Annotated in this window: 10 protein-coding genes; 3 read left to right on the forward strand and 7 right to left on the reverse strand. The window is 74.4% G+C overall.

Going from position 1 to position 13,808, the window contains the following annotated elements; translation table 11 throughout:
• Positions 1-158 precede the first annotated feature (158 nt).
• The gene (locus ACZ3J7_RS25405) at positions 159-848 is read right to left on the reverse strand and encodes a metal-dependent transcriptional regulator (RefSeq protein WP_465625026.1); all 690 of its coding nucleotides are present in this window, start codon (positions 846-848) and stop codon (positions 159-161) included.
• A gap of 200 nt (positions 849-1,048) precedes the next feature.
• Between ACZ3J7_RS25405 and ACZ3J7_RS25410 the strand changes: the two genes are divergently transcribed.
• From ACZ3J7_RS25410 to ACZ3J7_RS25420, 3 genes are all read left to right on the forward strand, one after another.
• A complete protein-coding gene (locus tag ACZ3J7_RS25410) occupies positions 1,049-1,798 on the forward strand; it encodes a sugar isomerase domain-containing protein (RefSeq protein WP_465625028.1) in 750 nt (249 codons plus the stop codon).
• A gap of 142 nt (positions 1,799-1,940) precedes the next feature.
• Positions 1,941-2,870, forward strand: coding sequence for a DUF4231 domain-containing protein (locus tag ACZ3J7_RS25415; RefSeq protein ID WP_465625030.1), 930 nt, complete (start codon positions 1,941-1,943; stop codon positions 2,868-2,870).
• Positions 2,871-2,883: 13 nt separating this feature from the next.
• Positions 2,884-3,753 carry an alpha/beta fold hydrolase gene (locus ACZ3J7_RS25420; protein WP_465625032.1) on the forward strand — a complete coding sequence of 290 codons (870 nt, stop codon included), beginning with the start codon at positions 2,884-2,886 and terminating at the stop codon, positions 3,751-3,753.
• A 59-nt stretch (positions 3,754-3,812) separates the two neighbouring features.
• Here the strand turns inward: ACZ3J7_RS25420 and fxsT are convergent, their stop codons facing one another.
• The 6 genes from fxsT to pdxH form a co-directional block, all read right to left on the reverse strand.
• Positions 3,813-7,814, reverse strand: coding sequence for an FxSxx-COOH system tetratricopeptide repeat protein (gene fxsT, locus ACZ3J7_RS25425; RefSeq protein ID WP_465625034.1), 4,002 nt, complete (start codon positions 7,812-7,814; stop codon positions 3,813-3,815).
• A 109-nt stretch (positions 7,815-7,923) separates the two neighbouring features.
• On the reverse strand, positions 7,924-9,174 hold the full coding sequence (locus ACZ3J7_RS25430; RefSeq protein WP_465625036.1) for a TIR-like protein FxsC: 1,251 nt from the start codon (positions 9,172-9,174) through the stop codon (positions 7,924-7,926).
• 102 nt (positions 9,175-9,276) lie between these two features.
• Complete coding sequence (locus ACZ3J7_RS25435) at positions 9,277-10,122, reverse strand: AAC(3) family N-acetyltransferase (RefSeq protein ID WP_465625038.1); 846 nt, start codon at positions 10,120-10,122, stop codon at positions 9,277-9,279.
• Positions 10,119-12,500, reverse strand: a complete 2,382-nt coding sequence (locus ACZ3J7_RS25440; protein WP_465625040.1) for an FxsB family cyclophane-forming radical SAM/SPASM peptide maturase — start codon at positions 12,498-12,500, stop codon at positions 10,119-10,121. The genes ACZ3J7_RS25435 and ACZ3J7_RS25440 overlap by 4 nt, the downstream gene beginning before the upstream one ends.
• A 33-nt stretch (positions 12,501-12,533) precedes the next feature.
• Positions 12,534-12,710 (reverse strand): FxSxx-COOH cyclophane-containing RiPP peptide, encoded by a 177-nt coding sequence (gene fxsA / locus ACZ3J7_RS25445; protein ID WP_465625042.1) that lies wholly within the window; start codon positions 12,708-12,710, stop codon positions 12,534-12,536.
• Positions 12,711-13,146: 436 nt separating this feature from the next.
• Complete coding sequence (gene pdxH / locus ACZ3J7_RS25450) at positions 13,147-13,770, reverse strand: pyridoxamine 5'-phosphate oxidase (RefSeq protein ID WP_465625244.1); 624 nt, start codon at positions 13,768-13,770, stop codon at positions 13,147-13,149.
• Positions 13,771-13,808 lie beyond the last annotated feature (38 nt).

Raw genomic sequence — 13,808 nt, forward strand, 5'->3', positions numbered from 1 at the left:
GGGGGGGGGGGGGGGGGGGGGGGGGGGGGGGGGGGGGGGGGGGGGGGGCCCCCCCGGGGGGGGGGGGGGGGGGGGGGGGGGGGGGGGGGGGGCCCCCGCCCCCCGGGCCCGGGCCCCCCCGGCAGCAGCTACGGCTACGGGTACGGCTACGGCTACGGCTACGGCTGGGCGACGAACACGTGCGCGGCGATCTCCTTGCCGAGCTCGGCGGCGCTCTCGCCGGTGCCGACCAGCACGCCGCCGACCGCCGGGGAGACCCGGACCGTCGCCCCGGGGCGGACGCCCGCCCGGCGCAGGGTGCGCATCAGCTCGCCGTCGGTCTGGATCGGCTCGCCGATCCGGCGGACCACCACGTCCGCCCCGTCCTTGGCGGCCACGGCCTCCAGCGTCACCAGCCCGGCGTCGTAGCCCTCGCCCTCGGCCTTGGTGTCGCCGAGCTCGTCCAGGCCCGGGATCGGGTTGCCGTACGGGGACTGGGTGGGGTGGCCGAGCATCGCGAGCACCTTGCGCTCGACGGTCTCGCTCATCACGTGCTCCCAGCGGCAGGCCTCCTCGTGCACCTGCTCCCACTCCAGGCCGATCACGTCCACCAGCAGGCACTCGGCGATGCGGTGCTTGCGCATCACCCGGACGGCCAACCGGCGGCCGTCGTCGGTCAGTTCGAGGTGCCGGTCCTCGGCGACCTGGAGCAGGCCGTCGCGCTCCATCCGGCCCACCGTCTGGCTCACCGTCGGGCCGGACTGCTCCAGCCGCTCGGCGATCCGGGCGCGCATCGGGGTGATGCCCTCTTCCTCCAGCTCCAGGATGGTGCGGAGGTACATCTCAGTGGTGTCGATCAGCCCTGACATCGCCCCTGGCTCCGTTCTTCGGTGTCCTCACCGCCAATTCTGACGTACCGAGGTGACAACCAGATGCGCGAGCCCGCTATGCCCGCACTCTTTCGTGGACTGTTGACAGCCGGGTCCGGCCCGGGCCACCGTGCACGCCGTAGCTTTCTCCCAGCAGCGGTCTGGACCACCGGCCGCCCCCGAGCCCGTACGGAGCAGAGATGAGCGAACTGGTCGGCCGGTACCTGGACGCCGCCGTGGCCCACCTGGAGCGGATCCGCGCCGAGGAGGGAGAGAACATCGAGGCCGCCGCCGAGTTGCTGGCCGAGGCCGTCGAGCACGGACGGCGGATCTTCACCTACGGCGCCGGGCACTCCTCGCTGGCCGCCCAGGACGTGGTCTACCGGGCCGGCGGGCTGGTCGTGATGAACCTGCTGAACGTGCCCGGGATGACCGGCGTCAACGTGATGCCCGCGCACCTGGGCAGCGCGCTGGAGCGGGTCTCCGGCCTGGCCACCACCACGCTCGACCTGACCCCGGCCCGCAGCGGCGACCTGCTGTTCGTGATCTCGCTCTCCGGCCGCCAGGTGATGCCGGTCGAGCTGGCCCGGCACGCCCGCGACCGCGGCCTGCGGGTGATCGGCGTGACCTCGCTGGCCTACCCGGGGGCGGTGAGCTCGAACGACCCGTCCGGCACCTACCTCAAGGACAACTGCGACGTCGTCCTGGACAGCAAGATCGGCCTCGGCGACGGCGAGCTCGACCACCCCGGCGCTGGCGCCCCGTTCGGCTCGGTGTCCACCATCACCACCAGCGCCCTGATGCAGTCGGTGGTGGCCTCGGCGATCGCCAAGCTGGCCGACCGCGGCATCACCCCGCCGCTGTTCCGCTCCGGCAACGTGGACGGCGGCACCGAGTGGAACAACAAGGTGATCGCCGACAACGCGGACCGGATCTTCTACGCCTGGTGAACCGCCGCCGAACCCGCCCCATTCGGCCAACTCCGGTGTGCCTCGTGTGAGTTCGCCCGGCACTGGGAAGGACTCCCGAGACCGGTGAGACTGCGCTGCGGGGGCGGGGATGGCGGCTGGGGCGGGGCGTTCGATCGGCTTCGTGCGGGAGCAGGACCTGCTCCCACGCGTCTTCTGGGCCGCCGACGGCGCGTCCCTGCAGGGGCAGGCCCGGGCGGTGGCGCTCTCCCGCTGGGAGCTGCTGCTGCTGGTCGGCGCCGCCGTCGCCGGCTCCGCGGACGGCCCGGTCTGGGCCTGGGCCGCCGCCGTCGCCTACCTCGGCGCGCTGTTCACCGCCGTCACGGTCGCCCGGCAGAACCCGCAGCGGCTCTGGTACGACGGCCGGGCGGTCGCCGAGTCGGTGAAGACCCTGGTGTGGAAGTACGCGGTGCGGGCGGACTCCTACCAGCCGCCGCCGCGCAAGCTGCCCGACGCCGAGCGCCTCTACGACATCCAGCTCTCCGGGATCCTCGGCGAGTTCGACACCGACCTGGTCTCCCCCGGGGTCACCGCGGAGCTCGGCACCTGGCGCGCCCCGGCCCGCCACCCGCAGATCACCGAGACCATGGAGCGGCTGCGCGACCAGCCGCTGCCGGTGCGCCGCGAGGTCTACCTGCGCGAGCGGGTGCAGAGCCAGCGCCAGTGGTACCAGGCCAAGGCCATCCAGTGTCGCAACGCGACCCGCCGGGTCGGCCGGCTGGCGATCGTGCTGCCCGCGCTCGGCCTGCTGCTGGCGGTGCTGCGGGCGCTGGGCGAGTTCGGCTTCGACGCGCTCGGTTCGATCTCCGCCGTCGCCGCGTCCATCTCGGCCTGGGCCCAGCTGCGCCAGTACCGTCCGCAGGCCGCCGCGTACACCCTGGCGGCCGCCGAACTCTCCAAGGTGGAGGCCCAGTTGGCCGCCGCCGACCTGGGCACCGCGGACGCCGAGGAGATCTGGGCCCGGCTCGCCCGGGACGCCGAGGACGCCATCTCCCGGGAGCACACCACCTGGCAGGCGCGCCGCGAGGTGCGCAGCCTCGACATCCCCAGCTGAGCAGGAGGGCCGCGTGGCGACACGGAGGATCGAGACGCCGGACGGCGGCGTCCTCGCCGTCGAGACCTCCGGGGACCCGTCCGGCAGACCGGTGTTCCTGCTGCACGGCACCCCGGGCAGCCGGGTCGGCCCCGCCCCGCGCGGCGCCGTGCTGGCCCGGATGGGGGTGCGGCTGATCTCCTTCGACCGCCCCGGCTACGGCGAGTCCACCCGGCTGCCCGGCCGGGACGTCGCCGCCGCCGCGGCCGACGTCACGACGATCGCCGACGCGCTCGGCCTCGACCGCTTCGCCGTGGTCGGCCGCTCCGGCGGCGGCCCGCACGCGCTGGCCTGCGCCGCGCTGCTGCCGGGCCGGGTGCGCCGGGCCGCCACCCAGGTCTCGCTGGCCCCGCGCCACGCGGACGGCCTGGACTGGTTCGACGGGATGACCCCCTCCAACGAACGCGCCTACCGGCAGGCCGAGTTGGGGCAGCCGCGGATCGCCGGCCCGTTCCAGCTCCGGTCCGGGGCGATCCGCCGCGACCCGGCCCAGCTGATCCGCGACCTGGTGCCCGAGCTCTCCCCGCCGGACCGCACCGTGGTCGCCGACATCGGCATCCGCCGGATGCTGCACTCCACCTACCGGCAGGCCTTCCGCTACGGCGCCGACGGCTGGATCGACGACGTGCTGGCCTTCATCGCCGACTGGGGCTTCGCCGTCGACACCATCCGCGTCCCGGTCCGGATCTGGCACGGCGCGGACGACAAGTTCTCCCCGGTCAAGCACTCCGCCTGGCTCGCCGACCACATCCCCGGCGCCCAGCTCTACCTCGAACCGGGCGCCGCGCACTTCGGCTCCCTCAAGGAGATGACCGACGCCATCCGCTGGGCCGCCCACGCGTAGCCGCGCGGACCGGGGCGGGGGAGCCGCGCGGCTCCCCCGCCCCGGTCCGCGCCCCCGGGTCAGAGCGGCTGCGGCTCCAGGTCCCGGTTGGTGCGCTGCCAGCCGCGGGCCGCGACGACCGACGGGTGGTCCTCGCCGAAGAGTTCGACGAGCCCGGCGACCGCCTGCATCCGCAGCGCCTCCGCCTCGCCCCGGCGGCCGGCCGCGCGGAGGGTGACGGCGAGGTTGGCGCGGCAGATCAGCGCGTCGGGGTGGTTGGCGCTGTAGCGGTCGACCAGGCCGTCGTAGGCGGTGCGGCCGAGCGCCTCGGCCTCCTCGTACGCGCCGGTCTCGGCGAGCGCGTTGGCGAGGTTGATGTTGGCGTTGAGGACGAAGGGGTGGTCGTCGCCGAGCACCCGGGCCAGGCCGGCCGAGGCGGTGCGGCCGTGGGCGATGGCGCCCTCCAGGTCGCCGGAGCCGCGCAGGTAGATGGCGAGGTTGTTCTCGCAGGCGAAGGTGAAGGGGTGGTCGTCGCCGAACAGCCGCTGGTGGCCCTCGTACGCGTCGGTGGCGATGTCCCGGGCGGTCTCCTTGTCGCCGGCGGCGCTGTGGTCGGCGGCGAGGTTGAGCCGGCAGGCGAGGGTGTCGGCGAAGTCGGGGCCGAACAGGTCGACGTACCGCTCGTAGGTGCGTTCGGTGAGTTCGCGGGCCTCGGCGTACTGGCCGGCCCGGCGCAGCGAGACGGCGAGCGACTTGGCGTTGCGCAGCTCCTCGGGCAGGTCGGACTGCGGGAGGTCGGCGAAGGCCTCGGTGACCTCGCGGAGCAGTTCGACCGAGCCCTTGTAGTCGCCCATCTCGCGCAGGTCGCGGGCCAGGTTGGACTTGGTGCCGAGGGTGTAGGGGTGGTGCGGGCCGCGGACGGCGGAGCCGCGTTCGACGGTGTCCTGGTCGAGTTCGCGGGCGGCCAGCGGGTTGCCGACCAGGCGGTGGTCGATGGCGAGGTTGTTGGCGACGGTGAGGGTGCGCGGGTCGTCCTCGCCGAAGAGTTCGACGAACTGGTTGTAGGTGTCCTGGTCGAGGGCGAGCGCCTCCTGGAAGCGGTTGAGGTAGCGCAGGTCGGCGGCCATCGAGTTGGCGGTCATCAGGGTGTACGGGTGGTGCTCGCCGAGGAGTTCGCGCTGGCCGATCAGGGTGGCCTGGTTGAGGGCCAGCGAGTCGCCGTACGCGCCCTGGGAGCGCAGCACGTTGGCGATCTGCAGGCGCAGGCTGAGGATCTGCCGGCGCCAGATCTTCTGCTCGGCGAGGTCGGGTTCGGTCTCGGCCCGGACCGTCCAGGCGGCGTCGAGCTGGCGGCCGAGCTGGAGGGCCTGTTCGAGGTCGACGCGCTTCCACAGGTAGCGGACCCGGTCGATGAGCAGTTCGCGGACCTCGCGCTCGTCGCAGTCCTGGGCCCGGGACGGCGTGAGGTGCGGCCAGATCTTCTCCAGGGTCGGCCAGTTGGCGGGGTCGTCGGTGTCGCCGCGCTGGGGCCGGGCGTTGACCAGGATGCGGTGCACCTGGTGCATGGCGAGGTTGCGCTCGGCCTCGGGCATGCCGCTGCGGACGACGGCCTGGACGAGGCGGTGCACCTGGAAGGAGTCGGAGCCGGCGTCGGTCTTGGCCAGCGCGTAGCGGCTGACGGCGCGCAGCACCTTGCCGAGCAGGAAGGTGTCGGTGAGCTCCTCGTCGTAGGGGACGAGGGCGAGCCGCATCTGCTCGGAGAAGAAGAACTGCCGCAGCGAGATCGGCTCGGGCGCGAAGAACGCGCACAGTTCGAGCAGCCGGACGGCGGCGGGCGACTGCTCGCGCAGCCGGGTGATGGAGACGTTCCAGGTGAGTCCGACGGGGGTGGGGTAGTCGACGGGGGTCTCGCCGGCCGCGAGGACCTTGGTGGCCTCGGCCTTGAGCTGGTTGACGTAGGTGTCGACGGGGGTGCGGGTGGTCTCCAGCCAGGCGGCGGCGACCTCGACGGCGAGCGGCAGGTCGCCGACGGCCTCGGCGACCCGGTCGGCGTCGGGGCGGGCCAGGCCGCGGACCCGGCGGGTGAGGTGGTCGACGGACTCGGTGCGGTCGAACACGTCGACGTTGAGCACGCCGGCCTGCCCGGACCAGCCCTGGTTGCGGGAGGTGACCAGGATGTGGCCCGGCCCGTCGGGGAAGAACCGGCGGATCTCGGCGGGCTCGTCCGCGTTGTCGAAGATCAGCAGCCAGTTGGAGGTCGGGATGCCCTGCCGGAGCGCGTCGCGGGCGGCCTGCGCGGCCTCGCTGACGTTGTCGCCGACCCGCAGTCCGAGGCGGCCGGCCAGGTCGGCGAGGTCGACGACGACGTTCTCGCTCTGCTCGGCGTCGATCCACCACACCAGGTCGTAGTGCGACATGTAGCGGTGCGCGTACTCCAGCGCGACCTGGGTCTTGCCGACGCCGCCGAGGCCGTACAGGGTCTGCGGCGGCGGCAGCACCGCGGTGGTGCCGCCGGCCAGTTGGGCCCGCAGGTCGTCGAGGACCTTGACCCGGCCGGTGAAGGAGTGGTTGCGCTGCGGCACCTCCCAGTAGGTGGGCTTGGTGCCGGGGAAGCGCGGCGCGCCGGGGCTGCGCTCGGGCAGCTCGGTCTCGGTGCGGCCGAGCGCGCGCAGCAGCGCGGTGGCGGCGGCGGGCTCGTCGCGGCCGATCAGGTCGACCGGGTTGCGGTTGTTGTAGGGCGCGTTGAGGCGGACGTCGGAGACCCGGACCGGGATCAGCTGGCGCCGGGCGCCGGCCGGGTCGGCGAGCACGGTGCGGTCCCACAGCGCCTGGGCCTGCGGCGACTGCAGGTAGGCGGCGGAGAGCAGCGCGACGGTGCGGTACGCGGAGTCGATGCCGCGCCCGGTGGCCTCGCGCGGGTTGGCGCCGGCCCCGGCGTCGCGCGGGACGACCCGGTAGCCGGCGTCGGTGAGCAGCGCGGAGATCCAGTCGGCCCAGGCCCGGTCCTCGGGCACGTAGCTGAGGTACAGGTCGGCGGGCGCGGTGGGGCGGCGGCGGGCGAAGCCGTCGAGGAAGCGCAGCCGCAGGTCCTCGGGCATCGGCGGCAGCCCGGCGACCCGGCCCTGGGTGATCTCCCGGGTGAGGCGCTCGTTGGCGGCGAGCATCGAGCCGGGCAGCCCGGGCTGGTCGCCGAACGGGGCGAGGATCTCCTCGTACGCGTAGAACGGCCGGTAGGGGATCTCCACGCCGGCCCAGTAGCGGGCCAGGTCGCTCTCGCCGAAGCCGGCGGGCAGGCCGGCGAACTTGATCCGGGCCAGCGCCCGGCCGGCGTCGGCCTTCTCCTTCTCGCCCTCGTCGATCCGCATCGGGACGGGCATGATCCGGATGTCGCGGTCGCCGTAGCGGTCCTCGATGACCCGGGCGATCCGGGAGGCGCCGTCGATCGACTGGTCGCTGAGGGTGAAGCAGACCACCAGGTCGTCGGGCATCTCGACGGTGCAGATGTCGGCGGTGTCGGTGAGGCCGGTGCGGCTGTCGATCAGCACGTAGTCGTAGCGGCGCTTCATGTCGGCGCGCAGCGACTGGATGAACCGGCGGCCCTCGTAGCGCTCGTAGAGCAGGTCCCAGTCGAGCCGGGCCACCGAGTAGTCGCGGTTCTGCTGGCCGGCCGGGACGAGGTCGATCCGGCCGCCGCCGGGGAAGTGCGGCCAGGCCAGCGAGAGGGCGTGCGGGTGGATCCGGGCGAAGTCCTCGATCCACTCGGGGTCGCGGTCGACCGGGCGGCGGGCCTCTTCGAGGTAGTCGCCGAACAGGTCCATGATGCCGGTGGTGGCGGCGACCACCTCGGGGTTGAGGAACGGCCGGAAGAACTGGGCGAGGCCGGGCGCCTCCAGGTCCCAGTCGACGACCAGCACCCGGTAGCCGTTGGCGGCGAGGATCCAGGCGCTGTTGGCGAGGGCCATGGTGCGGCCGGTGCCGCCCTTGTAGGAGTAGAAGGTGATGATCCGGCCGTGCCGGTTCTCGATGGTGGCGTCGCGGCGGCGGGCCTGGTTCAGCGGGCCCTTCGTCGGCCTCTCGGTCATGACGTTCCCTCCCCCGGGCCCTTGGGTGCCCGTCGTGGTGCGCACGCCGTGCTCACCGGCCGGAGTCCCGACCGCCCGGTGCCTTGCTGGTGCCGTCGTCGGGCCCGGTTCAGGGCCCGATGCTGGGTCTGCGGTCGAGCGGTCCGTCGTCGGGGCCGCCGCGCTGCTGCTGTTCGTGGGCGGTGCAGGCGCGCATCACGGCGCGTTCCATCTCGCCGCGGAACTCCTCGATGCTGCCGGGGACGCCGCCGCCGCCCTCGTCGCGCAGGCTGGGCCGGCGGCGGGCGCCGCGACTGACCGGCAGCACGCCGTCGCCGAGGTCGTTGAGCATCCGTTCGTGGTCGCGGCTCTGCTGGTCGTCGCGGTTCCAGGGTTCGATGACGGCGACCGAGCCGAGGTTGCGCCGGTCGAGCCGGCGCACCAGGTCGGAGCGCCGCCCGTCCAGGAACGCCCAGCGGTCGACCAGCAGGACGCACGGCGCGGGCGGCCGTTCGCCGGTCAGCAGCTGTTCGGCCTCCTCGTCGAACTCCCGGACGGTGGGCTGGAAGCCCATGCCGCGGGCGATGTCGGCGGCGTCCTGGGCCAGCGGCCGGGAGGAGTCGGGGCGGTAGGGCTGCCAGTCGGTGCGCTGCTCGCCGTACCAGGTGGCGCTGCGCTGCGGGGGCAGTTCGCGCTCCTGGTAGGAGAAGACCGAGATCCGGACCTGGTCGGCGGTGTCGGGCTGGTCGAAGGCGGACGGCTGGGACTCGAAGTCGAGCACCTGGCCGGCCGGGATGACGGTCTGCTCGGCGACGTCGACGATCCGCCGGGCCAGCCGCCACACCGCGGTGTGGTACTCGGAGCTGAACGCGGCGATCTTCATCAGCGCGTACAGGCCCTCGGTGGCGTACTCGGCGCCGAAGCTGTCGTGGTTGAACTGGAGTTCACCGGCGACCCGGGGCAGCTGGTAGTGCTCCATGGAGACCCACAGCGCCGGGACGATGCCGGTCATCCGCTCGGCGGTGGGCCGCCGCTGGTAGACCGAGCGGCGGGTGAACAGGTGCCACTCCCGGCCGCACGCCTCGGACTTGAAGTAGCGCGGCGAGTACAGCGGCACGAAGACCCGGCAGCTGGCCAGCTCCCGGGAGAGCCGCTCGGCCCACTTCTGGCCCTGGTGCATGGAGCGGTCCATGAACCCGACGGGGTGGCCGGACGGCGCGTCGGTGATCTGCAGGATCGCCTCGCACAGGTCCTGGTAGAGCTTCGCCACCCACAGGTTGGGGTCGGCCGCGCCCCGCGAGTTGATCCGCGGGGTGTGCGCGTAGCTGAGGAAGAAGTACGGCCTGGGAGCGTCCTTCCTCTGGCCGGCCCCGCTGTTCACACGCGCCTCCCCCGAGCCCGCCTGTCACTGTTCCCCCGAAAGGGTCTCAAGTGTAGGAAGACCGGCGGTCCGAATGGAATAGGGCCTTGATCTGATGGGGACTCAACTGGGCCGGTTCGGATACCACTTGGCGGCGAGGTCGACCGCCTCCCGGATCGGCATCAGGAAGCTCGGGGCCAGGCCGACCGGGCCCCGGCGCAGCGCGCCGCCGAGCTCCCGGTCGAGCAGGTCGCCCATCGCCGGGAAGTGCCGGTCCTCCAGTCGGACGCCGGTGAACCGCAGCAGTTCGCGCTCGCCGCCCGGGCCCCGCCGCACGCAGGTGTAGTGCTGCTCGGGCCGGTCGGGCTGCCAGTACTCCAGCAGGTGGAGGGGGGTGCAGCACCACACCGGCACGCCGATCATCAGGCAGCGCGCGCCGGCCCGGTAGAGCCGGCCGGCCGGCGAGTCGTCGCCGAGGTGGCACTCCAGCAGGTGCCCGTCGGTCAGCTCGGCGGCGGCGGGCCCGAGCGCGGTGAACGAGGTCTGCGGGTGCGCGCTGCGCCGCGCGCCGGGCCGCAGCCGGACCTCCTCGGCGAGCCGGCCCATGGTCGGCGAGGCGGGGGTGCTCCGGCGGTCCCAGGCGAGCATGCGCCGGTGGTATTCGGCCAGTTCGGCGGGGGTCAGCCCGGCGGTGGCGGCCCGGTAGTGGGGGGAGGTCCGGGAGTTCTCGGGTGTAGCGGTGTACACGACCAGCGTGCCGTGCGCCCCCAGCGCCCGGACGAGCGCCTCCACCACTCCCCGCGCGCCCCCGGCGACCGGCCCGACCGCCCGCAGCGAGGACTGCACCAGCAGCACCTCACCCTCCCGGACGCCCAGCTCCCGCAGCTGCCCGGCGAGCGCGCCGACCGACCAGGGGTGCTCCGGCCGCTCCCCCAGCGCCCCGGTCGGGCGCACCACCGTGCCGGTCACCGCCGGGCCGCCGCGTCCTGCCGGGCGGCCAGGTCGGCGGCCGCGGCCTCCTTCGCGGCCCGCTCGGCGGCGGCGCCGACCGGCACCGCCAGCGCGGGGGCGAGCGCCGTGCGCATCCCCGCGGCGAAGCGCTCCCCGAGCGGGGTGAGCGAGCCGGAGCCCGCCAGCGTCTCGATCGCGTCGGCGGTGTGCGCCCGCCAGGTGGCCAGCTGCCGCCGGGCCGCCGCGGCGGCGTCGCCCCGGATCCCGTCGTACGTCCGCACCCGGGCGGCCCAGTACGCGGCGACCGCCAGGTGCGCGTAGGTGCCCTGGAGCAGCCCCTCCAGCGGGCGCGGGTCGGGCCGCCACGGCGCGTAGTACAGCCGTTCGTCCGCCGGGTCGTACAGGTCGTACAGGTCGAGCACGGCGCCGAGCTTGACGTGCTGGAACTCGTGCGCGAGCAGCAGCGCCAGCACCGGCGCGGTGGTCGGCCGGGCGATCCCGACCGCGCCGTGGGCCTGCCGGGCGGCGGCGCTGACGTCCCGCCCGGCAGGCCCGGGGGCGAGCGGGGTGACGGTGGTCAGGCCGGCCGCGAGGCCGGCCGCGTACTCGGGCAGGTCCCGGCCGAGCAGCTCCCAGGCCTCCCGCAACGCGCCCGTCCAGTCGAGCAGTTCGGCGTCGGTGAGGCGGTCGGCGGCGGGCCACTGGTGGCTGTCGCGCTGCGGGTCGGTGTCCTCCAGGGCGAGCGTCCAGCCCGGCAGGGCGACCCGGCGGACGGGCTGCCACAGGTGGTCGCCGGCCCGGTCCCAGCCGACGGTGTGCTCCCCGCAGCTCAGCCCGTCGGGGCCGCCGCGCAGCACCGCCTCGCTCCGGCCGTCCAGCCGCAGCCGGCCCAGCGTCGGCAGGTGCAGCCAGCCCGCCCGGACCGGCACCACCAGCTCGAACTCGGTCCGCCCGCGGGCCGCGGCCGCCGCCGCCAGCTCGGCCAGCCCGCCCAGGTCGGCCCGCCCCTCCCCGCCCAGGCAGCGCACCGCCCAGGCCCGGGTGTACGGGTGGGCGAGCACCGCGTCCAGCGCGCCCGGCGCGGTGCGGTCGGTCTGCGCCAGCAGCTGCCAGGCCGGAGTGTTGCCGGCCGCCCCGACGGCGGTCACCAGCCTCCGGGAGAGCTCCAGTTGGGCCTTGCCGAGGGCGGCGACGGCGTCCGGGCCGCCGAGGCCGCGGGCGAGTTCGTCCAGGTGCGCGTCGGTCAGCGGCCGGCGCTGCTGGGCGGGCACGGCGACGGGGGCCGAGACCCGGTCGCGGATGGTGGTGATGAGCTTCAAGAGGTCCCCGCAGTACACCGACGGGTGGTCGAAGCCCCCGCCGGTCCGGTATCGGTGGGCGTAGAGGCCGCCTCCGCAGCTGCGCACCACCGGGCAGGCCCGGCACTGCGCGGCGAGGCCGGCGAGGCCGGACTGCCGCTCCCGCATGCCCGGATGCCGGGCGACCTCGTCCAGGCTGTGCGCGAACACGTCGAAGCCGGTGGCGGGCGCGCCGTCGTAGGCGGTCTTGAGGCTGTCGGCCTGCTCCAGCGTCCCGTCGGTCTCGACGACCACCAGGTCCGCCGGGTCGAGGCCGAGCGACTCGGTGAGGCTGGAGCGGCCGCGCAGGGTGCGGTGCACCGAGTCGAAGATCCGCACCGGCACCGGGCGGCCCCGCTCGCTCCAGTGCCGGTGGACCGTCAGCAGCCAGTCGGCGTACGGGGTCTCCCCGGCGCCCTCGGGGCGGACCGGCGGGTGGTCCCAGGTGGCGTGCGGCAGCAGGAAGTCGATCCGCGGCGGCTGCTCGGCGACCAGCGCCTCGTACACCGCGACCGGGTCGTTGGCGACGTCGACGGTGCACAGCAGCCCGGCGTACAGGTGGCGGAACTCCGGCTCGCGCAGCAGGGCGAGGGCGGCCAGCACCTTGGCGTGGCTGGAGCGGCCGTCCGGGAAGAGCCGGTGCCGGTCGTTGGCGAGCCGGTCGCCGTCCAGCGAGACGCCGACCTTGACGCCCTGCTCGGCGAAGAGCTCCAGGAACCGGCGGCTCAGCAGCACCCCGTTGGTGTGGATCCGCAGGTCCAGCTCGCAGCCGGCGGGCAGCGCGGCGCGCAGCAGCTCGGCGGCCCGGCGCAGCCGGTCCGGGCCGGCCAGCAGCGGCTCCCCGCCGTGCAGCACGACGTGCACGGCGGGGAGCCGGTGGGTGCGGGCGTGTTCGCCGATCCGGCCGGCCGTCCGCTCCAGCACCTCGTCCGAGGCCGCCCTGGCCTTGCGGCTCCAACTCGTGTCGGCGTGCTCGTACACGTAGCAGTGGTCGCAGGCCAGGTCGCAGCGACTGTGGACCTTCAGCACGAACTGGCTGAAAGGTACTGTTTCGGACATCCCGGGCGAACCGATTCGGCAGTTACCGCGCGATCAGATGGACGACTGGAAGGCCGCGACCGCCACCTGGCGGGACGCGGCCGCGGGCAGCACCCGCTCGATCTGCGCGGTGAGGTCCTCGGCGTCCAGCGCGGCGAGGTCGGCCAGGGCGGCGCGTTCGAAAGCGGCCCGCGGCCCGGACAGGTCTTCGACAAGTGCAGTAGTGGTCATTGGCGTTGCCTTCTTCAAGTGAGGCGTGCGAATGGAAGTACCGCGCAGGCGGAGCCTGCCCCGATGCGGCGGGGCCAAGCATAGCCATCGCGCGTTCCCTGTGGAGCCCACCCGAAACCTCCACATCGCGTCTTTTGCCGTCCCACCGGCCCGAGTTGACGTTTCATCACTTTCCGCAGGTCAGCCATTCGGCGGTATACCAACACACCCGCTCGTGCTAGCGACGGTCGAACTGGGGAGCCGACCCGGGCGGCGCCACCCGGACCGACCGGCCGTCCCCGGCCGCCCTCCCGCTCCGGCGGGAGCCCCCCTCGTCCCCGTCACCGCGCTCACCGGACATCGCGACACCTCCCGAGGCCGGCGGGGACCCTCCCCGCCGCCACCGGCCCGCTGGCGATCCCGTTCCCCCGCCGGCGGACCGGCGCCCGACGCGCCGTCAGGGGCAGAGCCGCTCGACCCGCCAGCCCTCGCCCGCCGCGACGTAGCGCAGCCGGTCGTGCAGCCGGTTCTCCCGGCCCTGCCAGAACTCGACGGTGCGCGGGACCACCCGGTAGCCGCCCCAGAACGGCGGCACCGGCACCCCCTCGCCCTCCGGGTAGCGGGCGGCCAGGTCGGCGTACCGCCGCTCCAGCACCTCGCGGTCGGCCACCGGGCTGGACTGCTCGCTGGCCCAGGCGCCGAGCTGCGAACCGTGCGGCCGGGTGCGGAAGTAGGCGGCGGTCTCGTCCCGGCCCACCTTCTCCACCCGGCCGGTGACGATCACCTGGCGGGCCAGCGCGATCCACGGGAAGAGCAGCGCCGCGTGCGGGTTGGCCGCCAGGTCGGTGCCCTTGCGGGAGCCGTAGTTGGTGAAGAACACGAAGCCGCGCCCGTCGTAGCCCTTGAGCAGCACGGTCCGGGAGGACGGCAGCCCCTCGGCGTCGGCGGTGGAGAGCACCATCGCGTTCGGCTCGGCCACCCCCGCCTCGCCCGCCTCCTGGAACCAGCGGGCGAACTGCCGGTAGGGGTCCTCGGCGAGCTGCCCCTCGGCCAGCCCCTCGTGCCGGTAGTGCTCGCGCATCACCGACGGGTCGGGCCAGGGCCGCTCGTCGACGGGCC

The organism is Kitasatospora sp. NPDC015121, from assembly GCF_055562955.1.

Bases quoted from the DNA above. Each gene is read 5' to 3' on its own strand.
- pdxH (WP_465625244.1), bottom strand. From the start codon at position 13,770: ATGCGCGAGCACTACCGGCACGAGGGGCTGGCCGAGGGGCAGCTCGCC.
- ACZ3J7_RS25405 (WP_465625026.1), bottom strand. From the start codon at position 848: ATGTCAGGGCTGATCGACACCACTGAGATGTACCTCCGCACCATCCTG.
- ACZ3J7_RS25440 (WP_465625040.1), bottom strand. From the start codon at position 12,500: ATGTCCGAAACAGTACCTTTCAGCCAGTTCGTGCTGAAGGTCCACAGT.
- fxsA (WP_465625042.1), bottom strand. From the start codon at position 12,710: ATGACCACTACTGCACTTGTCGAAGACCTGTCCGGGCCGCGGGCCGCT.
- fxsT (WP_465625034.1), bottom strand. From the start codon at position 7,814: ATGACCGAGAGGCCGACGAAGGGCCCGCTGAACCAGGCCCGCCGCCGC.
- ACZ3J7_RS25410 (WP_465625028.1), top strand. From the start codon at position 1,049: ATGAGCGAACTGGTCGGCCGGTACCTGGACGCCGCCGTGGCCCACCTG.